General features: G+C 52.7%; 18 protein-coding genes and 4 tRNA genes. 19 read left to right on the top strand and 3 right to left on the bottom strand.

Going from position 1 to position 22,674, the window contains the following annotated elements; all coding sequences use genetic code 11:
• Window positions 1-7: 7 nt before the first annotated feature.
• Together BLO43_RS11345 and BLO43_RS11340 are read right to left on the bottom strand one after the other, a co-directional pair.
• On the bottom strand, window positions 8-430 hold the full coding sequence (locus BLO43_RS11345) for a DNA polymerase III subunit chi (RefSeq protein ID WP_090907146.1): 423 nt from the start codon (window positions 428-430) through the stop codon (window positions 8-10).
• 7 nt (window positions 431-437) lie between these two features.
• Window positions 438-1,937: a leucyl aminopeptidase gene (locus BLO43_RS11340; protein WP_090907145.1), complete on the bottom strand. Its 1,500-nt coding sequence runs from the start codon at window positions 1,935-1,937 to the stop codon at window positions 438-440.
• Window positions 1,938-2,147: 210 nt separating this feature from the next.
• Here BLO43_RS11340 and BLO43_RS11335 point away from each other — a divergent pair, with 210 nt between their 5' ends.
• The 3 genes from BLO43_RS11335 to BLO43_RS11325 all read left to right on the top strand — a co-directional run bounded on the left by BLO43_RS11335 (window position 2,148) and on the right by BLO43_RS11325 (window position 4,551).
• The gene (locus BLO43_RS11335; RefSeq protein WP_090907144.1) at window positions 2,148-2,651 is read left to right on the top strand and encodes a methylated-DNA--[protein]-cysteine S-methyltransferase; all 504 of its coding nucleotides are present in this window, start codon (window positions 2,148-2,150) and stop codon (window positions 2,649-2,651) included.
• On the top strand, window positions 2,638-3,549 hold the full coding sequence (gene xerD / locus BLO43_RS11330) for a site-specific tyrosine recombinase XerD (protein WP_090907143.1): 912 nt from the start codon (window positions 2,638-2,640) through the stop codon (window positions 3,547-3,549). Before BLO43_RS11335 ends, xerD begins: the two co-directional genes overlap by 14 nt.
• Window positions 3,550-3,867: 318 nt before the next feature.
• Window positions 3,868-4,551 carry a YiaD family glycine zipper/OmpA-like lipoprotein gene (locus BLO43_RS11325; RefSeq protein ID WP_175443939.1) on the top strand — a complete coding sequence of 228 codons (684 nt, stop codon included), beginning with the start codon at window positions 3,868-3,870 and terminating at the stop codon, window positions 4,549-4,551.
• Between the two features lie 84 nt (window positions 4,552-4,635).
• On the opposite strand, the gene BLO43_RS11320 is transcribed toward BLO43_RS11325, so the two are convergent.
• A complete protein-coding gene (locus BLO43_RS11320) occupies window positions 4,636-5,082 on the bottom strand; it encodes a YbaN family protein (protein WP_090907142.1) in 447 nt (148 codons plus the stop codon).
• A gap of 198 nt (window positions 5,083-5,280) precedes the next feature.
• On the opposite strand from BLO43_RS11320, the gene BLO43_RS11315 reads away from it, so the two are divergent.
• The 16 genes from BLO43_RS11315 to rpsL all read left to right on the top strand — a co-directional run bounded on the left by BLO43_RS11315 (window position 5,281) and on the right by rpsL (window position 22,669).
• Window positions 5,281-5,745, top strand: a complete 465-nt coding sequence (locus BLO43_RS11315; protein WP_090907213.1) for an FKBP-type peptidyl-prolyl cis-trans isomerase — start codon at window positions 5,281-5,283, stop codon at window positions 5,743-5,745.
• A 276-nt stretch (window positions 5,746-6,021) separates the two neighbouring features.
• A tRNA-Tyr gene (locus BLO43_RS11310) sits at window positions 6,022-6,106 on the top strand.
• Window positions 6,107-6,275: 169 nt separating this feature from the next.
• Window positions 6,276-6,349 (top strand) — tRNA-Gly (locus BLO43_RS11305).
• Between the two features lie 241 nt (window positions 6,350-6,590).
• A tRNA-Thr gene (locus BLO43_RS11300) sits at window positions 6,591-6,665 on the top strand.
• Window positions 6,666-6,718: 53 nt separating this feature from the next.
• Window positions 6,719-7,909, top strand: a complete 1,191-nt coding sequence (tuf, locus tag BLO43_RS11295; RefSeq protein ID WP_090907136.1) for an elongation factor Tu — start codon at window positions 6,719-6,721, stop codon at window positions 7,907-7,909.
• A 66-nt stretch (window positions 7,910-7,975) separates the two neighbouring features.
• A tRNA-Trp gene (locus tag BLO43_RS11290) sits at window positions 7,976-8,051 on the top strand.
• 178 nt (window positions 8,052-8,229) lie between these two features.
• Window positions 8,230-8,574: a preprotein translocase subunit SecE gene (gene secE, locus BLO43_RS11285; RefSeq protein WP_074633783.1), complete on the top strand. Its 345-nt coding sequence runs from the start codon at window positions 8,230-8,232 to the stop codon at window positions 8,572-8,574.
• Window positions 8,574-9,107 carry a transcription termination/antitermination protein NusG gene (gene nusG / locus BLO43_RS11280; protein WP_074633782.1) on the top strand — a complete coding sequence of 178 codons (534 nt, stop codon included), beginning with the start codon at window positions 8,574-8,576 and terminating at the stop codon, window positions 9,105-9,107. Before secE ends, nusG begins: the two co-directional genes overlap by 1 nt.
• A gap of 101 nt (window positions 9,108-9,208) precedes the next feature.
• On the top strand, window positions 9,209-9,640 hold the full coding sequence (gene rplK / locus BLO43_RS11275) for a 50S ribosomal protein L11 (RefSeq protein ID WP_090907141.1): 432 nt from the start codon (window positions 9,209-9,211) through the stop codon (window positions 9,638-9,640).
• A gap of 1 nt (window position 9,641) precedes the next feature.
• Window positions 9,642-10,334 carry a 50S ribosomal protein L1 gene (gene rplA, locus BLO43_RS11270; protein ID WP_074633780.1) on the top strand — a complete coding sequence of 231 codons (693 nt, stop codon included), beginning with the start codon at window positions 9,642-9,644 and terminating at the stop codon, window positions 10,332-10,334.
• Between the two features lie 386 nt (window positions 10,335-10,720).
• Window positions 10,721-11,245, top strand: coding sequence for a 50S ribosomal protein L10 (gene rplJ / locus BLO43_RS11265; protein WP_074633779.1), 525 nt, complete (start codon window positions 10,721-10,723; stop codon window positions 11,243-11,245).
• Window positions 11,246-11,307: 62 nt separating this feature from the next.
• Window positions 11,308-11,688, top strand: coding sequence for a 50S ribosomal protein L7/L12 (gene rplL / locus BLO43_RS11260; protein WP_074633778.1), 381 nt, complete (start codon window positions 11,308-11,310; stop codon window positions 11,686-11,688).
• Between the two features lie 182 nt (window positions 11,689-11,870).
• A complete protein-coding gene (rpoB, locus tag BLO43_RS11255; RefSeq protein WP_090907140.1) occupies window positions 11,871-15,944 on the top strand; it encodes a DNA-directed RNA polymerase subunit beta in 4,074 nt (1,357 codons plus the stop codon).
• Between the two features lie 111 nt (window positions 15,945-16,055).
• Window positions 16,056-20,285: a DNA-directed RNA polymerase subunit beta' gene (gene rpoC / locus BLO43_RS11250; RefSeq protein ID WP_090907139.1), complete on the top strand. Its 4,230-nt coding sequence runs from the start codon at window positions 16,056-16,058 to the stop codon at window positions 20,283-20,285.
• 271 nt (window positions 20,286-20,556) lie between these two features.
• Complete coding sequence (locus BLO43_RS11245) at window positions 20,557-21,969, top strand: aspartate aminotransferase family protein (RefSeq protein WP_090907138.1); 1,413 nt, start codon at window positions 20,557-20,559, stop codon at window positions 21,967-21,969.
• Between the two features lie 322 nt (window positions 21,970-22,291).
• The gene (gene rpsL / locus BLO43_RS11240) at window positions 22,292-22,669 is read left to right on the top strand and encodes a 30S ribosomal protein S12 (protein WP_041514953.1); all 378 of its coding nucleotides are present in this window, start codon (window positions 22,292-22,294) and stop codon (window positions 22,667-22,669) included.
• Window positions 22,670-22,674 lie beyond the last annotated feature (5 nt).

The raw sequence follows: 22,674 nt of genomic DNA, 5'->3' as shown, positions 1-22,674 counted from the left end.
GGTGGGGTCATACCATGCCAAGCTTGTGATGACGAATTTCATACCCCCGGTCCTTATAAAAGCGGTAGCGTTTTCGTGCGGCCTGCGTATCTTCCGGGGTGGTTCCGGTGATTTCGATCAAGCGCTGGAAACGGCTGAAAAAAGGAGGGTATTCAATATCCAGATTGAGTAGTACATCATCGTGTGGCAGTTCGCCGTAGTGGTGGCCAAGTACGACCGGAGTTACACTGGCCAGCTTGTTACCCGTGCGGCAGTGCGGGATAAAATCGACCGGGGAGAAGGTCCACAACAGTTTGTCGAACCGTTCGACTATTGCCGCATCAGGGCTATAAACCATCAGTTTGAGGTCTTGCCGCACCGCCTTGGCGACGAGACGGCAGGCAGTATGCAGCTTATCGCCCCCGCCAGAATAAAAGTCGATTTCGGTCATGGCGATGTTACCGGCCCTTCTTTACCGTCCGGCCGATTAAAAATTGAGTCAACAGCGGCACCGGCCGGCCTGTTGCGCCTTTTTCCTTACCGGATTTCCAAGCGGTCCCGGCAATATCCAGATGAGCCCATCGATATTTTCTGGTGAAACGCGACAGGAAGCAAGCGGCGGTGATGGTTCCGCCAGCACGCCCGCCTATATTGGCAATATCGGCGAAATTGCTTTTTAGTTGTTCCTGGTAATCGTCCCATAGGGGCAGACGCCAGGCGGGATCCGCCGCCTGCTCAGAGGCGCGCAGCAATTCCTCCGCCAGTTCTTCATCATTACTGAGCAGACCCGATGCCACATGCCCGAGCGCGATGACACAGGCACCGGTAAGCGTGGCGATATCTATTACCGTTTCCGGCTCATAACGTTCGGCATAAGTCAGCGCATCACACAGGATCAATCGTCCTTCAGCGTCGGTGTTAAGAATTTCTATGGTTTGTCCGGACATGCTGGTCACGACATCGCCAGGTTTGGTGGCATTGCCGCCCGGCATGTTCTCGGTGGTGGGAATAATGCCGATTACGTTGAGCGGCAGCCGCATTTGTGCGATCGCGGTAATAGTGCCAAGCACACTGGCCGCTCCGCACATATCGTACTTCATTTCATCCATTTCCGCCGCGGGCTTTAAGGAAATGCCGCCGGTATCAAAAGTAACACCCTTGCCCACCAGTACGACGGGCCTTTCTTTTTTCGCCTGACCCCAGTATTCCAGCGCGATCAGCTTGGCGGGTTGACGGCTGCCGCGCGCGACAGCCAGCAACGATCCCATGCCGAGCTTTTCCATGTCTTTCTGACCCAGGATGGTAACCTTGAGGTTATGGGTCTTGGCGATACCTGTGGCTTGCTCGGCCAGATAAGTAGGAGTACAGATGTTGGGTGCCAGATTACCGAGATTCTTGGCCAGGTTCATGCCATCGGCGATGGCGAGTCCCTGTTGCAGGGCTTCTTCGCTGGCGGCAAGTTCCGCCCGGCTGGTTGTGCCCAGGGTGATTTTGCGCAGATGGGGTTTGGCTCCCTCGATTTTGCTCTTGAGACGATCGAAGCGATAGATGCTTTCCATCGCCACAATCACGGCCTGTGAAACCTTCCAGGCAGCGCCACGTTCTTTCATCGGCACGTCAGTCAAAAACAGGGTAGCATCGGTGGCGCCCGTCTCATGCAGCGCCTTGAAGGCGGCGCGTACGGCGTCGCGGTACGCCTTGTCTTTGATCTCTTGTTCCTTGCCAAGCCCTACCAGCAATACACGCTCGCACAGCGTGCCGGGCACGTTGTGCAGCACCAGCGTCGAACCCGCGTTGCCTTTCATATCGCCGCTGCGTAATATGCCGCCGATATACCCACCGGCGATCTTGTCCATGGCTTCCGCGGCCTCAGTCAGTTTACCCGGCTCGAATACGCCTACGGCCACGCAGGCACCGCGCTGTTTCTCCGGGGTTCCGCTTTTTATGCTAAATTTCACTGCTTGCTCCTTTAATTGTTCTTGCCGACAGTAGTCAATATAGCGAATTATCGCCGGTCTACCTGGATAAAGTCAAAATAGACAGAATAACTAACTATCAATAATCCCATTTAAATATACGGGCAACATGGAAGCAGGCATGCATGATTGATAGCCGGAACATAATAGTTTAGTGTGTGGATAGGGGATTGGCGATAAAACAACGCTGTCATGAACAAACCGAAGACTAATCTGAGAGCAAAATCAGTGGAGGATTATCAGGCAAAACTCGCCACGCCATTTGCTGTTCTGGGTGTCCGCATAGAGGAAGACTGGCTGACCGATATCGAATATCTGCCGCTGGACACGCCGCCACTCGCGCCGCAAACCTCTCTAGCCAAGGAAGTTTGCGATCAATTGCAGGCGTATCTGGCCGATTCGGGTTTCGTATTTGATTTGTCGCTTCACATTGGAGGTACCATTCACCAGCGCCGGGTATGGAGTGCCATTCAGGACATTCCCAGCGGCGCGACCCGCAGTTATGCCGATATCGCTACTCAATTGCACTCCGCGCCGCGTGCCGTGGGGCAGGCGTGTGGCGCCAATCGTCTCCCCATCGTTATTCCATGTCATCGCGTTATTGCCAAAGGCGGCGGGTTGGGCGGCTTCATGAATGCAAGCGACGGCATCCCGCTCACCATTAAGCGCTGGCTATTGCAGCATGAGCGCGTCTGAGCTCAACGCAGGGTTACTGGATGAATTCTCTGACACCTTATGGCTGGAAGATGGGCTGTCACGCAATACGCTGGAGAGTTATCGCAGCGATCTGCGGCAATTGAGCGAATGGCTCGGGAAAAGAAAGTGGAATGACCATGCACTGACAGCCGCGACCCATGCCGATCTGTTGGAGTTTCTTGCCTACAAGGTTTCGGTCAGGGTCAAGGCCAGCACCACCAGCCGCGAGTTGTCGAGCTTGAAGCGATTTTACCGTTTTTTGCTACGTCAGGGAAAGATTCAGGCTGATCCCAGCCTCAATATTGACACGCCGAAACTCCCTCGCAATCTGCCAGCAAGTCTGACCGAAGCAGACGTGGAAGCGCTACTGAACGCGCCCGATGTGGAGCGGCCATTGGGGTTGCGTGATCGCGCCATGCTTGAGGTGTTGTACGCCAGTGGGTTACGGGTATCCGAGCTGGTGGGTCTTGACATTGCACAAATCAGTCTGAACATGGGTGTCGTGCGCGTAATGGGTAAGGGTGGAAAGGAGCGGCTGACACCTTTGGGTGAAGAAGCGCTGGAATGGGTAATCCGGTACACCAAGGAAGCGCGGTCCGTATTATTGGGTGGAAAAGCCAGCAATACGCTGTTTGTGACAGCCCGAGGTTCAGCCATGACACGCCAGGCTTTCTGGCATCTGATCAAGCGCCATGCGCGCTTCGCGGGTATCAACAACACTTTGTCACCCCACACATTACGCCACGCTTTCGCTACCCATCTGCTCAATCACGGTGCCGATTTGCGTGTCGTGCAACTATTGCTGGGCCATGCCGATATTTCCACTACGCAAATTTACACTCACGTGGCGCGCGAGCGGCTGAAGCAGATCCATGCCCTGCATCACCCACGGGGATGACGGCGCTTGATTCGCGTAGCTGCTTCATTCCTGAAAACGATTTGCGTCCTATTTTTTTCTCTTAACCCGGATATTCCATAAATTCGCGTGATGATTGCGCAGGATTTTGTTTCGTATGGAGATTCTGCAAGAGAGTGGCGTAGTTATTCATACGCCCGACTGAACAAAATTTCCATACGAAACAAAAGACCAGCAAGGACGCGCGTCAATTTATGAGATATCCGGGTTAAAGTTATTTCAATAAATACCGATAGAATAATTCCTGCCAAAAGCAGATAATCCCTACCATAATCAATTACCAATAAATGAGGAGCGACCATGCGTAATCAAATGTCAGTTCAATTGTCAGTTATTTCCGTAGCGGCAGTTTTGACACTGAGTGGTTGTGCCAGCTCACCTGAAACACAGAGTGCCACCACCCGGGATACCGCTATAGGCGCGGGTATCGGCGCCGGCGCCGGCGCAATAATTGGCGCTCTTGCAGGTGGCGGGAAAGGTGCGGCGATTGGTGCGGCTGCCGGTGCCGGCGCTGGCGCCATTGCGGGAAACGTCTGGTCGAGACGAATGGAGCAGCAAAAACAGGAAATGGAACAAGCCACATCAGGAACGGGGGTGCAAGTCATCAAAACCGCGGACAACCGCCTGAAGCTGGATATCCCCAGCGATATCTCATTTGATACCGGCCGTGCGGCGATCACATCCAATTTCAGACCGGTATTGGATAGTTTTGCGACCAGCCTGGCTAAAAATCCGGATTCCCTGGTAACAATTGTCGGTCATACCGACAGTTCAGGCAGCGACGCGGTCAATAACCCGTTATCGCTCAACCGTGCGGCCAGCACACGTGACTATCTGATAAGCCAGGGTGTTTCTTCAAATCGCATCAGTATTGATGGCCGTGGTTCCCGCGAGCCGGTGGTTGCCAACGATACACCCGCAAACAGGGCAAAAAATCGTCGTGTTGAAATCTTTGTAGCCGAGCCACAGGCTGCGGCGCAGTAAACGCTAAACGGAATCGAATCATCATGCGGCTTCCTCCGGGGAGAAGGCAGGCACAGCCCCGGCCAGCTCATGCTATGTGCTAATTCATGTTTGGGTATCGGCATCTCTTACCGGAATGCGCCAGATAAACGCCGCGAGGACGATACCCAGCGCAGCCAGCATCGCCTGGTGCCAAACAGACGGCATCACCAGGATGGAACTGCCAAATGATAGTGCCAGCAGCAGGTAGACCCAGCGCTTGACGGGGCGTCGAATACTGCGGTGCTGGGTCCATTCGAGGATTATGGGTCCGGCGAAGCGGTTGGTCAGCAGTTTATCGTGGAAACGTGGTGAACTGCGTGCGAAACAGGCAGCCGCAAGCAAGAGAAAAGGAGTTGTGGGTAATACCGGCAGCGCTATTCCCACTATGCCCAGTATGACCGCGGCAAACCCCACTGTCAGATATAGCGCGCGTACCAGGCGCGAATCATGGAGGCGTGCCGGACCTGCTTCTTGCTCCTGCTGTATCTCTTCGTTCGGGCGCTCCTGCATGCGTGCGGCGTTTCATCCAGTTATTGATGATGATTACGGAATCAGCGGACTCATTTAACAGACTCATTAATCAGACTACGGTGCAACTTGGCATACGGGGTATAATAAAAAACGTTGACGCAACGCATTCCTGCTGCTTCAAGAGGCTATCGTTTTGAGAGCACCGTCGATGAGTTTAATTCAATTTTTGAGGGAGCCATGACTAAAATAAACACCCTGATTAACGTGAGCCTATTGCTATTGGGCGTGATTCTTCTGCCCCAAGTTGCATTTTCCGAAACTCCAAAAGGAGCAGCCAAGGTGACTGAACTCGTGAAAAAAGATATAAAAATAGGAACTGGCGAAGAAGCGGTTATCGGTAAAATGGTCGAGGTCCATTATACCGGTTGGCTTTACGATGTGACAGCGCCCGAAAACAAGGGTGCAAAATTCGATAGCTCCCGTGATCGTGGCACGCCTTTTTCATTTCTGCTGGGCGCAGGGCGCGTAATAAAAGGCTGGGATCGCGGTGTTGCCGGTATGAAAGTGGGTGGGCAGCGCACATTGATCATCCCCGCCGAAATGGCCTACGGTGCACGGGGAGCCGGGAATGTAATACCGCCGGACGCGGTATTGATATTCGATGTGGAGTTATTGGGTCTGCGCCAGGGCTCCACGCACTGAACATTTCCGGTATATAACCGGCTGTATGGCCGTGTTTATATTCCACTATCAAGGATGCCCTGATTCGTCACAGAGATGTCATAATTCGGCCCACCGGCTGGAGTCGTTTTATGTGATTTATCAATAATTGGTAAACCAGCGATCAACGGGAAATGCGGGTCAACGGGAAGTGCCTTCGATACTTCAATTTCGAATATTCCGGCTTGGCGAGTACAAGGCCCTGAAAATGCACGTTGACTTGTTAGTCTAAAACATTCACAATTGGGAGTTTCGTTTGGAGGGGTTCCCGAGCGGTTAAAGGGATCAGACTGTAAATCTGACGGCTCTGCCTTCGAAGGTTCGAATCCTTCCCCCTCCACCAAAATCAGGAGGCCGGTAATTGGCGCAGCATCAGCCTGACGGTCCTGGGAAGCCTGATTTAAAGGCGAGGAGATCGGGATAGCGTCTAACCAGTGACCAGTGCGAACGATAGCTGATTGAATACCAGGTAATTGATTGAGCTGCTTCTATTTTCGAGTTGATTGCTAGTCGCGGGTGTAGCTCAATGGTAGAGCAGAAGCCTTCCAAGCTTACGACGAGGGTTCGATTCCCTTCACCCGCTCCAGATTCTGGTGGTCTGCCAGATTTGAAGAATCGAAGCGCAAGAGTAGCTGCGTAAGGACAGATTTTGAGGATTCTGGAGAGCCAATAGTTGTATCGCTGAAAAGATTGGCGAAATGTGGATTGACCAGATGCTTGGTGGTTGGTGTCCGATTTCCTTCGGACGGGGCAGTTTGGCAGGCTGAAGCAAGAGTTGGAAGTTTATTAGTTATTGGGAGTTGTTGTTACAAGCAGAAACGGTGCTTGCCCATGTAGCTCAGTGGCAGAGCACTCCCTTGGTAAGGGAGAGGTCGCCAGTTCAATCCTGGCCATGGGCTCCATAGGTATTTAAATTTTAAAATCTGGATATAAAAAGCTTTAAAAGGGGCACAACATGGCAAAGAGCAAATTTGAGCGGACGAAACCGCACGTAAATGTAGGGACGATTGGGCACGTGGATCATGGCAAGACCACGCTGACGGCGGCGGTGACGATGGTGCTGGCGAAGAAATTTGGTGGTGAAGCGAAGAGTTACGCACAGATTGACTCGGCGCCGGAAGAGAAAGCGCGGGGCATTACCATCAATACCTCCCATGTTGAATACGAGACCAGCGCTCGCCATTACGCCCATGTTGACTGTCCTGGCCATGCTGACTACGTCAAGAACATGATAACTGGCGCGGCGCAGATGGACGGCGCCATACTGGTGGTATCGGCTGCCGATGGCCCGATGCCGCAAACGCGCGAGCACATCCTGCTGGCACGCCAGGTAGGCGTACCGTACATCATCGTCTACATGAACAAAGCCGACATGGTGGACGACGCCGAGTTATTGGAACTGGTGGAAATGGAAGTACGCGAACTGCTCTCCAAATACAATTTTCCTGGCGACGACACACCGATCATTATTGGCTCTGCGCTGAAAGCGCTGGAAGGTGATCAGAGCGACATAGGCGAGCCCTCCATATTCAAGCTGGCGGATGCATTGGACAGCTACATTCCGGAGCCGGTGCGGGCGATAGACGGCCCCTTTCTGATGCCGGTGGAAGATGTTTTTTCCATTTCCGGACGAGGTACTGTGGTGACGGGTCGGGTTGAACGCGGCATAGTCAAAGTGGGCGAAGAAATCGAGATCGTAGGGCTGAAGCCTACCGTGAAGACGGTCTGTACCGGCGTGGAAATGTTTCGGAAGCTGCTGGACCAGGGGCAGGCGGGGGACAACGTTGGCGTACTGCTGCGGGGTACCAAACGGGAAGAAGTCGAGCGTGGACAAGTATTGGCCAAGCCAGGCAGCATCACCCCGCACACCAAGTTTGCGGCCGAGATCTATGTGCTGAGCAAGGAAGAAGGCGGACGCCATACCCCATTTTTCCAGGGATACCGGCCTCAGTTTTATTTTCGCACCACTGACGTGACCGGGGCGATAGAACTGCCGGCGGGAACGGAGATGGTGATGCCTGGGGACAATGTATCGGTGATGGTGAACTTGATTGCGCCGATTGCCATGGAAGAAGGGCTGCGTTTTGCCATTCGCGAAGGCGGAAGAACCGTCGGCGCAGGCGTGGTGGCAAAAGTTATTGAATAGCGCCAGACGTTCTTATGCTTGACACATGAGTTTCCTGATTTTTATCTTTGTTCCTGAAGGAAATATAGGCCAGTAGCTCAATTGGCAGAGCGTCGGTCTCCAAAACCGAAGGTTGGGGGTTCGATGCCCTCCTGGCCTGCCAAGACAAGGATGTCGTTAAAAACCATCAGTCATCGCGTATTCCGATGGATACAAAATTCATAATGGCACAAGCGGATTGAATCATGATAGTCCCGTGGGTTGGATTTGCAATTCGCATATCCGGTTCTGCGTGCTTCAGCTTCATTTACTGACGAGCATTAAAGGCAGAGTGGAATAGAGTGGATAAGATCAAGTTGGGATTGGCGCTTCTGCTACTGATTGCGGGTATTGCCGGTTTTTATTATCTGCGGGACAGCGCCATGGTGATTCGTGTCGTTGTCGTGCTATCAGGTCTCGTTTTGGCGGCGGTGACGGTCTGGTTTACTGTTCCAGGCAAGCAATTCTACGCATTCAGCAGAGAGTCCTCGGAAGAAACCAAGAAAGTGGTATGGCCGAGCCGTAAAGAAACGGTGCAAACCACGGGCATTGTGTTTGCCTTTGTTCTGGTGATGGCCATATTTTTATGGATGGTGGATGCGGGGTTGCTGCTGGCGGTGAAATATCTCATGGGGCAGGAAGGGTGATGGATAAAAAATGGTTTGTGGTTCACGCCTACTCCGGATTTGAGAAGAGTGTACAGCGCGCGCTAAAGGATCGAATCAGTCGCGCGGGAATGGAGGATAAGTTTGGTCAAATACTGGTTCCGGTAGAAGAAGTCGTCGAGATGAAAGGGGGTCAGAAAAATCTTAGCGAACGAAAATTCTTCCCCGGTTACGTGCTGGTCGAGATGGAAATGACTGACGAAACATGGCATCTGGTCAAAAATACCGCCAAAGTTACCGGTTTTATCGGGGGTTCGGCCATGAAGCCGACGCCTATCAGCGAGAAGGAAGTAGAAAATATCCTCCATCAGATTCAGGAGGGAGTGGAAAAGCCGAAGCCCAAGATTCTCTTCGAAGCGGGTGAGGCGGTAAGGGTCAAGGACGGTCCGTTCACGGATTTCCATGGCAATGTGGAAGATGTTAATTACGATAAAAGCAAGATCAGGGTGTCGGTTTCCATTTTTGGCCGCCCTACCCCGGTAGAGTTGGATTTCAGTCAGGTCGAGAAAGCTTGAAAATCCTAATTAGAAGCGAGCCCGTATCAGGTATCGCCGGTGTTGTTTATTAGCTGGGGAGAGCGCGGCAGCGTTCGTTCGCACCCGAGAGGAGAATTATCGTGGCAAAGAAAATAGTCGGCTATATCAAGCTTCAAGTGCCGGCGGGCAAGGCCAATCCTAGTCCGCCCATTGGTCCCGCGCTGGGTCAAAGGGGACTCAATATCATGGAGTTCTGCAAGGCATTCAACGCCGCTACCCAGAAAATGGAAGTTGGCTTGCCGGTGCCGGTGGTCATTACCGCCTATGCCGACAAGAGCTTCACGTTCACCATGAAGACCACGCCCGCGACAGTGCTGATCAAGAAAGCGATTGGACTCAGTAAGGGCAGTCCCAAGCCCCACACCGATAAAATAGGCAAGTTGACGCGGAAGCAAGCGGAAGAGATCGCCCAGGTAAAAATGCCTGATTTGACCGCGGCCGACATGGATGCCGCGGTTCGTACCATTGCCGGCAGCGCTCGCAGTATGGGCGTGGACGTGGAGGGCATATAACATGGCGCATATATCTAAACGTTTCAAGGCAATCACCGCTAAAGCGGATCGCAGCAAGTCTTATCCGCTGCCGGATGCGCTCAGAATCATCAAGGAAACTGCTACCGCAAAATTTGATGAATCAATTGATGTGGCAGTCAATCTTGGCATCGATGCAAAAAAATCCGATCAGTCGGTGCGAGGTTCGGTAGTGCTGCCGGCGGGTACCGGTAAAACCGTGCGTGTAGCGGTATTTGCTCAGGGAGACAAGGCTAAGGAAGCGCTTGCCGCGGGTGCCGACATCGTCGGATTTGAAGACCTGGCAGAACAAATCAAAGCAGGCAACATCAATTTTGACGTGGCTATCGCCAGCCCCGATGCCATGCGTATCGTAGGGCAATTAGGCCAGATACTTGGTCCGCGTGGTTTGATGCCTAACCCCAAGGTGGGGACGGTGACGCCGGATATTGTGGGCGCGGTGAAAAACGCCCGGGCAGGCCAGGTGCAATATCGCGCTGACAAAGCAGGTATTGTTCAGTGCACCATAGGTCGCGCATCGTTTAGCGTGGATTCCTTGCAAGAGAACATGCGGGCACTGGTGGATGCACTTAACAAGTCTAAGCCCGCCACATCCAAAGGTGTGTATCTCAGAAAAATATCGGTGTCCAGCACGATGGGGATAGGGGTCCGGGTAGATCAGACCAGTATGCGGTAAGAGAGAAGTATCCATATGAATTTGTAAGGCTTTGGGCCGGCAGAGAGGCTGTTTTTCCGATCTGACGGGTTGTCAAAGACCGCCGGGGTTGACTAAGCGAAGAGCGGACGGTAAACAATGAAGAAACGCCATTTACCGAATCAGGCTGTCGCTTGAGAACTTAATCGCAAAATGGAATGGGAATAGTTTGAGGGGCGGGTGATTATTTATTTCCGCGCTTCCACTTGCTGCCACTTCAAGCGCCCAGCGTAGATGGCGTACCCAAAAACAGGAATGGTTTATCTCCTGATTTAAGGTCGCCGGTTCGCGATATTGAGACAAGTTGCGAGTTTTATCATGACTCAATACTAAACTCAACATCGCATTTAACTGATGGAGAATGTGCCTTGAGTCTAAATTTAGAAGAGAAAAAAGCGGTTGTCGCTGAAGTCAGTACTCAAGTAGCAAAGGCCCAGGCCATTATCATTGCAGAGTACCGCGGGCTTGGAGTTGGGCATATGACCCAATTGCGAGCGAAGGCACGGCAATCGGGAATATATTTTCGGGTGCTCAAGAATTCGCTCGCGCGGCGTGCGGTGACGGATACCCCATTTACCGGACTTTCCGAGTTTATGGTGGGACCGTTAGCGTATGGCATCGCAAGCGATCCGGTAGCAGCGGCAAAGGTGTTGTACGAATTTTCCAGAGGCAATGACAAATTCGTGATCAAAGCCGGCGCCATGGCAAATCTCGTGATGTCCAGTAAAGAGATTGCGGATCTAGCCTCTCTTCCGAGCCGTGAAGTACTACTTTCGAAGCTGCTGGGCACGATGCAGGCCCCCGTTGCCAATTTTGTGCGGACCCTCAATGAGGTACCGACCAGTTTTGTGCGTGGCCTTGCAGCCGTACGTGATCAGAAGCAAGCCGCTTAGCCGGTTCCAAGTCATTTGAAACCGTAACCCAACTAGAAGCTTAAATTTATCAGGAGAAAATCATGGCGATAGCCAAAGCAGAAATTTTAGAGTCAATCGCGAATATGACGGTGTTGGAGCTTTCCCAGTTAATCAAGGAAATGGAAGAAAAGTTTGGTGTTTCCGCTGCAGCGGTAGCTGTTGCGTCGGCTGCGCCCGCAGCGGGTGCCGCCGCTGCCGCCGTGGAGGAGCAAACAGAATTTTCCGTGATTCTGACCGCGGTGGGTGAAAGCAAAGTCAATGTGATCAAGGTTGTGCGCGTGATTACCGGTTTAGGCTTGAAAGAGGCGAAAGATTTGGTCGACGGCGCACCGAAGGCGGTCAAGGAAGGTATTCCCAAAGCGGATGCTGAAGCCATTCAAAAGCAACTGGCCGAAGCCGGTGCGACCAGCGAGATTAAATAAAGTCATGCAATAAGGCCAACTGACGGCGTGTAAGGCGCCGTCAGCATCTGGCATTTTTATTTTTGAATTTAATTGTTTGAATGTCCGTTTTTTGTGTCGCAGAACGCTTTAGTACGGTAGCTTAAAACAGATACTCTGCTCCCATTTTCTGTCCATCCGTCTTTTGACCTCCCGGAGATTCCATGAGCTATTCGTTTACCGAGAAAAAACGTATCCGTAAAAGTTTCGCCAAGCGCGCCAGCGTTTTGCCGATTCCGTTTCTTCTCGCTACTCAGATCGAATCGTATGCGGCTTTCCTGCAAGCCCAGGTTGAGCCTGATCAACGCGCCACTCAGGGATTGCAGGCGGCGTTTATCTCGATTTTCCCGATCGAGAGTCACTCCAGGAACGCCCGCCTTGATTTCGTTAATTATGTGCTGGGTATTCCTCCGTTCGATGTCAAGGAATGTCAGCAGCGTGGTCTGACTTACGCTTCCCCGTTGCGCGCCAAAGTGCGATTGACGATTATGGATAAGGAGGCTTCCAAGCCAACCGTAAGAGAAGTGAAGGAACAGGAAGTTTACATGGGCGAGATTCCGCTCATGACCGGCACGGGTTCATTTGTTATTAATGGAACCGAGCGGGTCATTGTGTCTCAATTGCACCGCTCCCCAGGGGTATTCTTCGAGCATGATCGTGGTAAAACACACTCATCCGGCAAATTGCTTTTTTCCGCGCGTATTATCCCCTATCGCGGTTCCTGGCTCGATTTCGAGTTCGACCCCAAGGATTATTTGTATTTTCGCGTTGATCGCCGCCGCAAAATGCCGATTACCGCATTGCTGAAAGCGATAGGTTATACGCCGGAGCAAATTCTTGAGAGCTTTTTCTCCTTTGATGCTTTTCATCTATCCAAAAAAGGCATTCTCTTTGAATTGATACCGGAACGTTTGCGCGGCGACATTGCGCGCTTTGATATTGCCGCCAAAAGCGGCAAAGTTATCGTTCAGAAGGACAAACGTATAACCGTCAAACACGTTCGGGAAATGCAGCAAGCAGGCATTGACAGGCTCGCGGTGCCGGAAGATTTTCTGCTGGGCCGGATCCTGGGTCATAACGTTGTGGATAAGGAAACAGGTGAAGTCGTGGCGCTCGCTAACGACGAGATTACGGAGATTGTGCTTGCCAAACTTCGCGAAGCCAATATAGAAGAGATTCACACCATCTATACCAACGATCTGGATCAGGGCGCGTACATCTCACAAACCATGAGAATAGATGAAACCGCTGATCAGATGGCCGCGCAAGTGGCTATCTACCGCATGATGCGCCCGGGCGAACCCCCTACCGAGGAAGCAGTCAAGGCGTTGTTCAACGGATTGTTCTATGCACCGGAACGTTATGATCTATCTGTAGTGGGACGGATGAAATTCAATCGCCGTGTGGGCAGAACTGAATTGGATGGTTCCACCACATTGTCGAATGACGATATCATCGCGGTCATCAAGATTCTGGTCGAATTGCGCAATGGCCGTGGTGAGATTGACGATATCGATCATCTCGGTAATCGTCGTGTCCGCTCTGTTGGTGAACTCGCGGAAAACCAGTTCCGTTCGGGGTTGGTTCGGGTCGAACGAGCGGTGAAAGAACGCCTCAGTCAGGCTGAATCAGACAATCTGATGCCTCATGATTTGATCAATGCAAAGCCGGTGTCGGCCGCGGTGCGCGAGTTCTTTGGTTCCAGTCAGTTGTCGCAGTTTATGGATCAGACCAATCCTCTTTCCGAGATTACTCACAAACGCCGCGTTTCCGCGCTGGGACCCGGTGGATTGACGCGCGAGCGCGCGGGGTTTGAGGTGCGCGATGTGCATCCCACCCATTATGGCCGCGTGTGCCCGATTGAAACGCCGGAAGGTCCCAATATTGGTTTGATTAATTCACTGGCGCTTTACGCCCGCACCAATGAATATGGGTTCATGGAAACACCCTACCGCAAGGTGAAGAACGGAAGCGTCACCGATGAAATTGACTATCTGTCGGCGATTGAGGAAGGTCAGTATGTGATTGCTCAAGCGAATGCGGAGCTGGATCGCCGCGGCAAATTCACCAACGACATCGTTTCCTGCCGTCACAAGAATGAATTTACCTTGGCGACACCGGATCGTATCGAATATATGGATGTGGCGCCTGCCCAGATTGTATCGGTAGCCGCTTCATTGATTCCATTTCTGGAGCATGATGATGCCAATCGTGCACTAATGGGCTCCAACATGCAGCGACAGGCAGTGCCTTGCCTGCGCGCGGAAAAATCTCTGGTCGGTACCGGCATCGAACGTGTCGTGGCAGTGGATTCCGGCACCGCGGTGCAAGCAGTGCGCGGTGGCGTAGTGGATTACGTCGATGCGAGCCGTATCGTGGTGCGAGTACATGACACTGAAACGCGTGTCGGTGAAGTGGGCGTGGATATCTATAACCTGATTAAATACACCCGCTCCAATCAGAACACCAACATCAACCAGCGTCCGCTGGTGAAAGTAGGCGACATAATCGCGCGAGGCGATGTGGTGGCTGACGGCGCCTCCACCGATAAAGGTGAGCTGGCGCTGGGACAAAACATGCTGGTTGCATTCATGCCCTGGAATGGCTATAACTTTGAGGATTCGATTCTCATTTCGGAACACATCGTCGCCGAAGACCGGTTTACATCCATTCATATCGAGGAACTCTCGGTAGTGAGCCGGGATACCAAATTGGGGACGGAAGAAATCACCGGGGATATTTCCAACCTGTCGGAGGTACAACTTGGACGTCTGGATGCCTCAGGCATTGTTCACATCGGCGCCGAAGTGGAGGCTGGCGATGTGCTGGTAGGCAAAGTCACCCCCAAGGGCGAAACGCAGTTGACACCTGAAGAAAAGCTATTGCGCGCGATTTTTGGCGAGAAGGCTTCCGACGTAAAGGATACATCACTACGTGTGCCATCAGGTATCTCTGGTACGGTAATTGATGTGCAGGTATTCACTCGAGAAGGAATCGAGCGTGATAAGCGTGCCCAGCAGATTATCGATGATGAGCTGAAACGCTACAAGAAGGATCTGGCTGACCAAATGCGGATTGTGGAAGGCGATGCATTCGAGCGTATCGAGCGTTTGCTCAAGGGTAAGTCAGCAACCGGAGGACCCAAAAAACTTGCCAAGGGTGCGCAGATAACCAAGGAATATCTGGATAGTATTGATCCGCACCACTGGTTCGATATCCGCCTTACCGACGAAGAAACAAGTCTGCAGCTGGAACAGATCGAGGAAGGCCTGGCGCAGAAACGTAAGGCATTTGACAATGCTTTTGAAGAAAAGAAAAAGAAACTTACCCAAGGTGATGAACTGCCCCCTGGTGTACAAAAAATGGTCAAGGTTTATGTGGCGGTGAAGCGGCGTCTGCAACCTGGGGATAAAATGGCGGGACGCCATGGCAATAAAGGCGTGATTTCCAAGATCGTGCCGGTGGAAGATATGCCCTATATGGCCGATGGTACTCCGGTCGATGTGGTGTTGAACCCCTTGGGCGTACCTTCGCGCATGAACGTGGGCCAGATTCTGGAAACCCATCTTGGGTGGGCCGCAAAAGGACTTGGCAGGAAAATCGGTGATATGCTCCAGGCCGACAGCAAGATTGCGGAGCTCCGGAAACTCCTGGACAAGATTTACAACACCAGCGGCAAACAAGAGGATATTGCTTCGCTCACCGATGTGGAGATCCTGGACCTTGCGGAGAATCTCAAGGGTGGAGTACCTTTCGCGACCCCTGTTTTCGATGGGGCTACCGAGCATGAAATCAAGGATATGCTGGAGCTTGCCGGTCTTCCGCGATCCGGGCAGGTGACGTTGTACGATGGCCGAACGGGCGAGGCTTTCGACCGCCCGGTCACGGTGGGCTATATGCATGTACTGAAACTGCATCACCTGGTGGACGATAAAATGCATGCGCGTTCCACCGGCCCCTACAGCCTGGTCACCCAACAGCCACTCGGCGGCAAGGCGCAGTTCGGCGGACAGCGCTTTGGTGAAATGGAGGTATGGGCATTGGAAGCATACGGTGCCTCCTATACCTTGCAAGAGATGCTGACGGTCAAGTCGGACGATGTAAACGGGCGTACCAAGGTGTACGAGAGCATTGTCAAAGGTGACCACAAGATCGATGCCGGTATGCCGGAATCATTCAATGTGCTGGTGAAAGAAATCCGGTCGCTGGCGATGGATATCGATCTGGACCGGCATTAGCAATTTTATTGTAGCGGGACGAATGGAGAATTAAATATTTAATATTCCTTTCGTTTCCGTGTCTCACACCGGATGATTTTTGTATCGGCCCCTGATCAACAGGAGTGACAAATGAAAGCACTGCTCGATTTATTCAAACAAGTTACTCAGAAAGAAGAGTTCGATTCGATCAAAATCGGCTTGGCTTCCCCAGAGAAAATACGTTCCTGGTCCTATGGTGAGGTGAAGAAACCTGAAACCATCAATTACCGTACATTCAAACCGGAACGGGACGGACTGTTCTGTGCCAAAATTTTTGGCCCGGTAAAGGATTACGAATGTCTATGCGGGAAATATAAACGCCTGAAACACCGTGGTGTGATCTGCGAGAAATGTGGCGTCGAGGTTACGCTCTCGAAGGTGCGGCGAGAGCGTATGGGGCATATCGAACTAGCCTCCCCGGTGGCGCATATCTGGTTTCTGAAATCGCTGCCATCGCGTCTCGGTATGGTGCTGGATATGACCTTGCGTGATATCGAGCGAGTACTTTATTTTGAAGCGTATGTGGTGACTGATCCCGGCATGACGCCTCTGGCGCGATGCCAGTTGCTGACGGATGATGACTATCGTGCCAAGACGGAAGAGTACGGAGACGATTTTCGCGCCAGCATGGGTGCGGAAGGTATCCGCGACTTACTGGCCAACCTCAACATCCGTGTTGAAATCGATAATCTTCGGCGCGAGATGGGGGAAACCGGTTCCGAAACCAAAATGAAAAAAATCTCCAAGCGTCTAAAGGTGCTGGAGGCGTTCAACAAATCCGGTATCAAGCCGGAGTGGATGGTTCTGGCTGTACTGCCTGTCCTGCCGCCGGAGTTACGTCCATTGGTGCCGCTGGATGGCGGGCGTTTCGCTACCTCTGATCTGAATGATTTATATCGCCGAGTCATCAACCGTAACAATCGGCTAAAGCGTCTGCTTGAGTTGAAGGCGCCGGAAATCATTGTACGTAATGAAAAGCGCATGTTGCAGGAAGCGGTGGACTCATTGCTGGATAACGGCCGTCGTGGCAAAGCCATGACGGGAGCCAACAAGCGGCCGTTAAAATCGCTTGCCGATATGATCAAAGGAAAAGGCGGACGTTTTCGCCAGAATCTGCTTGGCAAGCGGGTGGATTATTCCGGCCGATCGGTGATCGTGGTAGGTCCGCAGCTCAAACTGCATCAGTGCGGCTTGCCAAAGAAAATGGCGCTGGAATTGTTCAAGCCTTTCATCTTTAACAAACTCGAAATAATGGGCATCGCCAGCACCATCAAGGCGGCGAAGCGTGAGGTGGAGAATGAAAGCCCTGTAGTATGGGACATCCTGGAGGATGTCATTCGCGAGCATCCGGTGATGCTAAATCGCGCTCCGACACTGCATCGGCTGGGGATTCAGGCCTTCGAGCCAGTGCTGATAGAAGGCAAGGCGATCCAATTGCATCCATTGGTGTGCGCAGCGTTCAACGCCGACTTCGACGGTGACCAGATGGCGGTTCACGTGCCCCTGTCGCTGGAGGCGCAGATGGAATGCCGCACTCTCATGATGTCCACCAATAATATCTTGTCGCCGGCAAATGGAGAACCCATTATCGTGCCGTCACAGGATATCGTGTTGGGATTGTACTACACGACCCGGGAGAAAATTAATGCTCGCGGCGAGGGCATGTCGTTTGCCAACATCAGCGAAGTATCTCGTGCTTACGAGAGTCGCGTCATTGAACTGAATGCCAGGATAATGGTACGGATCAAGGAATATGAGGTGGACGCCGACGGTGAGCGCCGTGAAAAAACCACACGCTACGAAACCACTGTGGGGCGCGCGCTGCTGTCTGAAATTCTTCCCGCTGGTCTGCCTTTTCCCCTTATCAACAAAGCGCTCAAGAAAAAAGAGATCTCCAAACTCATCAATGCGAGTTTCCGTCGCTGCGGACTCCGCGAGACAGTGATATTTGCTGACAAATTGATGTATTCCGGCTTTACTTATGCGACTCGTGCCGGTATCTCAATCTGCCTGGACGATATGCTGACACCGGTACAAAAGAACGACATCATCAGCGCATCCGAGAAGGAGGTGCAGGAGATCGAGATTCAATATACTTCCGGTTTGGTGACGCAGGGCGAGCGCTACAACAAGGTTGTGGATATATGGGGCCGTGCCGGTGACCAGGTGGCCAAAGCGATGATGGATCAGCTCGGTGTTGAGCCGGTGCATGACTCACTCACCGGTGAGGTCAAGAAAGACAAAAAAGGCAAACCGCTGACACAGGAATCCTTCAATTCGATTTACATGATGGCCGATTCGGGAGCGCGTGGTTCAGCAGCCCAGATTCGTCAGCTGGCAGGTATGCGCGGCTTGATGGCAAAACCCGATGGTTCAATTATCGAGACGCCCATTACAGCAAACTTCCGCGAGGGATTAAATGTGCTGCAGTACTTTATCTCCACGCATGGTGCACGCAAAGGCCTGGCCGATACAGCGCTGAAAACCGCTAACTCCGGGTATTTGACCCGCCGTTTGGTGGACGTGACCCAGGATCTTGTGGTAACCCAGGATGATTGCAATACGAATAACGGCGTTGTGATGAAGGCGTTGGTGGAAGGTGGTGAAGTCATCGAAGCGTTGCGGGAGCGTATCCTGGGACGAGTCGTGGCCAACGATGTCGTCAATCCGGAGCATCAGGCGGTGATTTATCCGGCTGGTGTGCTGCTGGACGAGAACGCGGTCGATACCATAGAGTCTCTGGGTATCGATGAAGTGAAGGTACGTACACCGCTTACCTGTGAAACCCGCTATGGTTTGTGTGCCAAATGCTACGGGCGTGATTTGGGGCGTGGCACGCCGGTCAACGTAGGCGAAGCGGTAGGGGTCATTGCGGCCCAGTCAATCGGCGAACCGGGCACCCAGCTGACCATGCGTACGTTCCACATCGGTGGCGCCGCTTCCAGAACCGCGGTGGCAAGCCAGGTGGAGAGCAAATCCAACGGCATTGTGCGTTATTCACCCACCATGCGTTACGTTACCAACTCTCGCAATGAGCTGATCGCGATTTCCCGTAGCGGCGAAGTGGTGATATATGATGATAATGGCCGCGAACGTGAACGCCACAAAGCGCCTTATGGCGCGACGCTGCTCATCCGCGACGGAGAAGTCGTAAAGGCGGGGCAGGTGTTGGCAGCATGGGACCCGCATACTCGCCCCATCATCACCGAATACGCCGGCAGGGTTCGCTTCGAAAACGTCGAAGAAGGCGTAACTGTGGCTAAGCAGATAGACGAAGTGACCGGCTTGTCCACACTGGTGGTGATCGATCCGAAACGGCGCGGGGTGGCGCAAACCAAGGGCTTGCGTCCGTTGGTGAAACTCCTCGACGAGGATGACAAGGAAGTGAGGCTTGCCGGCGGTAATTTATCTGTCAACATCACCTTCCAGGTGGGTTCAATTATTACGGTACGGGATGGGCAGCAGGTTAGCGTAGGTGAAGTGCTGGCCCGTATTCCGCAGGAAAGCTCCAAGACCCGTGACATTACGGGAGGTTTGCCCCGCGTGGCGGAATTGTTTGAAGCCCGCTCGCCCAAGGATGCCGGCGTGCTTGCGGAGGTGACCGGTATCGTGTCGTTTGGCAAGGATACCAAAGGCAAACAACGTCTTGTCATTACCGATCTGGATGGAGTTTCTCATGAGTATCTGATCCCCAAGGACAAGCACGTTACAGCCCATGACGGTCAGGTGGTGAATAAGGGGGAGAGTATTGTTGACGGACCCGCCGATCCACATGATATTCTGCGCCTCCTGGGTGTAGAAGCCCTGGCACGCTATATCACCGACGAAGTTCAGGATGTATATCGCTTGCAAGGTGTCAAGATCAACGATAAGCACATTGAGGTGATTGTGCGTCAAATGCTGCGTCGTGTGCAGATTGTTGATTCCGGTGACACGCGCTTTATTCCGGGTGAACAGGTGGAACGAGCGGATCTGTTGGCGGAGAACGAACAGGTAATAGCCGAAGACAAGAAACCGGCTATCTATGAATTCATGCTGTTGGGTATTACCAAGGCATCGCTTTCCACTGATTCGTTTATCTCCGCTGCTTCCTTCCAGGAGACTACGCGTGTGCTGACCGAGGCGGCAATCATGGGCAAGAAGGATGATCTGCGCGGTCTCAAGGAAAACGTCATTGTCGGACGGCTCATTCCCGCGGGTACCGGTCTAGCTTTTCACAATACCCGGAAGAAGCAAAGACAGATGCTGACCGCGGGCGAGAGCCTCAGTTTTAGTGAAGAAGGCACGGGGGAAACGCGAAGCAGCGGATATACCGTCTAAAATAGGAGTATTGAATCAGCCGCTGCAACGCGGAATGTTCTTTTATAATGTAAACGAGGTGTTTGGCAGGTTATTTGATATTTGCGCTATCTTGTTCACAAGCATGGATGAATATGGGGAAGTCCGATGCTTTATTGGAGGATAAGTAATAATGTTGCGGCGGTTAAAAGATAATTCACAATCCATGAAACGAATCTCCACAGCTCGGAGTCAATCCGGACCGGTATCACAGACCTTTGCGCTGTCGGAACAGACATCGAAGGGCTGAGCCATGCCAATTGATATCAACGCGATACTTAACGAAACACGAGGCAAGAACTTCGAACTTTACGAAGAGCATGTGAATCCGGTATTCGTCAAGGTGTTGCGTACACTCGGATTCAATCGCTCTTGGGTACGCGGTGAAGGTGCTTACCTCTGGGATGAAGCGGGTACACGCTACCTGGATTTCCTTACCAATTGGGGTGTCTTCAATTTTGGCCGCCGTCATCCGGCCATTCGTGGTGCATTGCAGCAAGTGCTGGACTCCGATTTTCCCGGATGGGTCGGCTTCGACGCTCCTCCGCTCGCCGCCGCATTGGCTCGCGAGCTCGTAAAGCGCATGCCGCCTGGACTGGATACTGTTTATTTCAGTAACTCGGGTACCGAAGCTATCGAAGCGGCGATCAAGTTTGCGCGTGGATACACGGGAAGGCCCAGCACAGTTCATCTTGCGAAGGCATTTCACGGCCTCACCATGGGAGCCTTGTCGCTGAACGGGGAGCCAAGTTTTCGCAGGGGTTTCGAACCGATGCTCCCAAGCAGTTCGGAAGTGAAGCTGGGTGACCTCGCCGGGCTTGAGACGCGTCTTGCTCTAGGTGATGTCGCTGCTCTCGTACTTGAGCCGATCCAGGGCAAGGGTGTCAATATTGCCAGTAGCGAATATCTTCTTGGCGCGCAGGAATTATGCCGTAAATACGGCACGCTGATGATCTACGACGAGATTCAATCAGGCATGGGCCGTAGCGGACGTTTTCTGGCCAGCCAGTGGGTCGAAGGTCTGCGGCCCGATATCGTCTGCCTTTCGAAGGCACTTTCAGGGGGTTATATCCCGGTAGGAGCGACGATCACTCGCCGCGCGATATACGATAGTGTCTACGATACCATGCATCGCGCTATTGTTCATGCTTCCACTTTCGGTATGGGTAACATGGCAATGGCGGCGGGCCTGGCATCGCTGGCCGTCCTGGATGACGAGAACCTTGTCGAGCGCGCTAATATACTGGGTGACCGTTTTCGCAGCGGTATTGAGGCAATGGTGCCACGCTTCGAGTTCCTGAAGGGGGTGCGCCAGCGTGGCCTGATGATCGCTATCGAGTTTGGTCCGCCGGAATCGATGTCGCTAAAGGCAGCCTGGTCCATGGTCAACAAGATGGACGAAAATCTTTTCGCTCAAGCGATTGTTCTCCCGCTTCTGGACGATCATCACATTCTTACCCAGGTAGCGGGTCACGCCATGCCCATCATCAAAATACTGCCGCCCTTGAATATTAGTGATGCTGATGTGGATTGGTTTCTGGAAGCGCTTGAGGACGTGCTGGTTAAGCTACACAAATTTCCAGGGCCTGCATGGGAAGTGTTGAAGAAGCTGGGCAGCCACGCGCTTACCGCGAAGCGGCGCGAGGGTCGCGCGGCCACCACCTGAAGTTCGATCGGTTTTATTTGTGAACGGGTTAAGGGACCGCTCCCTGGAAACCCCAAGTACTGCCAGTGCGCACGGAGCGGTTGTGGTGTCCTGACTTGCTTCCTCGCAGGACCCACAAGGCGGAAAAGATCATTCCGAGCCGAAGGGATTTCTTTTATCCTCCTCGGCAAAGATAGCGGCTTGACATAGCAGCATAAACCCCATAGAATTCGCAGTCTTTTTAGCCGCCCCCCGGACAAAAATACCTGGAACGGCAGAAAACCACGATTCATACGGGCAGCGGGGCCGGTTATATTGCCGGCCCGGTTTTTTAGGGAATAAAATGCCGACAATCAGTCAGTTAGTACGTAAGCCCCGAGCGGCGAGACGCGTAAAAAGTAAAGTTCCAGCGCTGGGAAATAGTCCTCAGAAGAGGGGAGTTTGTACCCGGGTTTATACCACTACGCCAAAGAAACCGAACTCGGCTTTGCGAAAAGTGGCACGGGTTCGCCTGACTAATGGTTTTGAGGTCTCCAGCTATATTGGTGGAGAAGGGCATAATCTGCAGGAACACTCGGTGGTACTGATTCGCGGTGGTCGTGTCAAAGATTTACCGGGCGTTCGCTACCACACAGTACGCGGTAGCCTGGATACGGCTGGCGTAAAAGATCGCAAACAGGCCCGCTCCAAATACGGTGCCAAAAAGCCAAAAGCAGCTTAAGAGTA

The organism is Nitrosospira sp. Nsp13, from assembly GCF_900101945.1.
Taxonomy (GTDB): domain Bacteria; phylum Pseudomonadota; class Gammaproteobacteria; order Burkholderiales; family Nitrosomonadaceae; genus Nitrosospira; species Nitrosospira multiformis_D.
The sequence above is the reverse complement of the archived record's forward strand: the minus strand, read 5'-3'. Positions and strand labels throughout refer to the sequence as shown.

What these genes read in the sequence shown, in the direction of transcription:
- nusG (WP_074633782.1), top strand. Translation starts at nt 8,574, where the DNA reads ATGGATAAAAAATGGTTTGTGGTTCACGCCTACTCCGGATTTGAGAAG.
- BLO43_RS11345 (WP_090907146.1), bottom strand. Translation starts at nt 430, where the DNA reads ATGACCGAAATCGACTTTTATTCTGGCGGGGGCGATAAGCTGCATACT.
- BLO43_RS11245 (WP_090907138.1), top strand. Translation starts at nt 20,557, where the DNA reads ATGCCAATTGATATCAACGCGATACTTAACGAAACACGAGGCAAGAAC.
- xerD (WP_090907143.1), top strand. Translation starts at nt 2,638, where the DNA reads ATGAGCGCGTCTGAGCTCAACGCAGGGTTACTGGATGAATTCTCTGAC.
- rpoC (WP_090907139.1), top strand. Translation starts at nt 16,056, where the DNA reads ATGAAAGCACTGCTCGATTTATTCAAACAAGTTACTCAGAAAGAAGAG.
- BLO43_RS11335 (WP_090907144.1), top strand. Translation starts at nt 2,148, where the DNA reads ATGAACAAACCGAAGACTAATCTGAGAGCAAAATCAGTGGAGGATTAT.
- rpoB (WP_090907140.1), top strand. Translation starts at nt 11,871, where the DNA reads ATGAGCTATTCGTTTACCGAGAAAAAACGTATCCGTAAAAGTTTCGCC.
- rplA (WP_074633780.1), top strand. Translation starts at nt 9,642, where the DNA reads ATGGCGCATATATCTAAACGTTTCAAGGCAATCACCGCTAAAGCGGAT.
- BLO43_RS11325 (WP_175443939.1), top strand. Translation starts at nt 3,868, where the DNA reads ATGCGTAATCAAATGTCAGTTCAATTGTCAGTTATTTCCGTAGCGGCA.
- rpsL (WP_041514953.1), top strand. Translation starts at nt 22,292, where the DNA reads ATGCCGACAATCAGTCAGTTAGTACGTAAGCCCCGAGCGGCGAGACGC.
- tuf (WP_090907136.1), top strand. Translation starts at nt 6,719, where the DNA reads ATGGCAAAGAGCAAATTTGAGCGGACGAAACCGCACGTAAATGTAGGG.
- BLO43_RS11315 (WP_090907213.1), top strand. Translation starts at nt 5,281, where the DNA reads ATGACTAAAATAAACACCCTGATTAACGTGAGCCTATTGCTATTGGGC.
- rplL (WP_074633778.1), top strand. Translation starts at nt 11,308, where the DNA reads ATGGCGATAGCCAAAGCAGAAATTTTAGAGTCAATCGCGAATATGACG.
- BLO43_RS11320 (WP_090907142.1), bottom strand. Translation starts at nt 5,082, where the DNA reads ATGCAGGAGCGCCCGAACGAAGAGATACAGCAGGAGCAAGAAGCAGGT.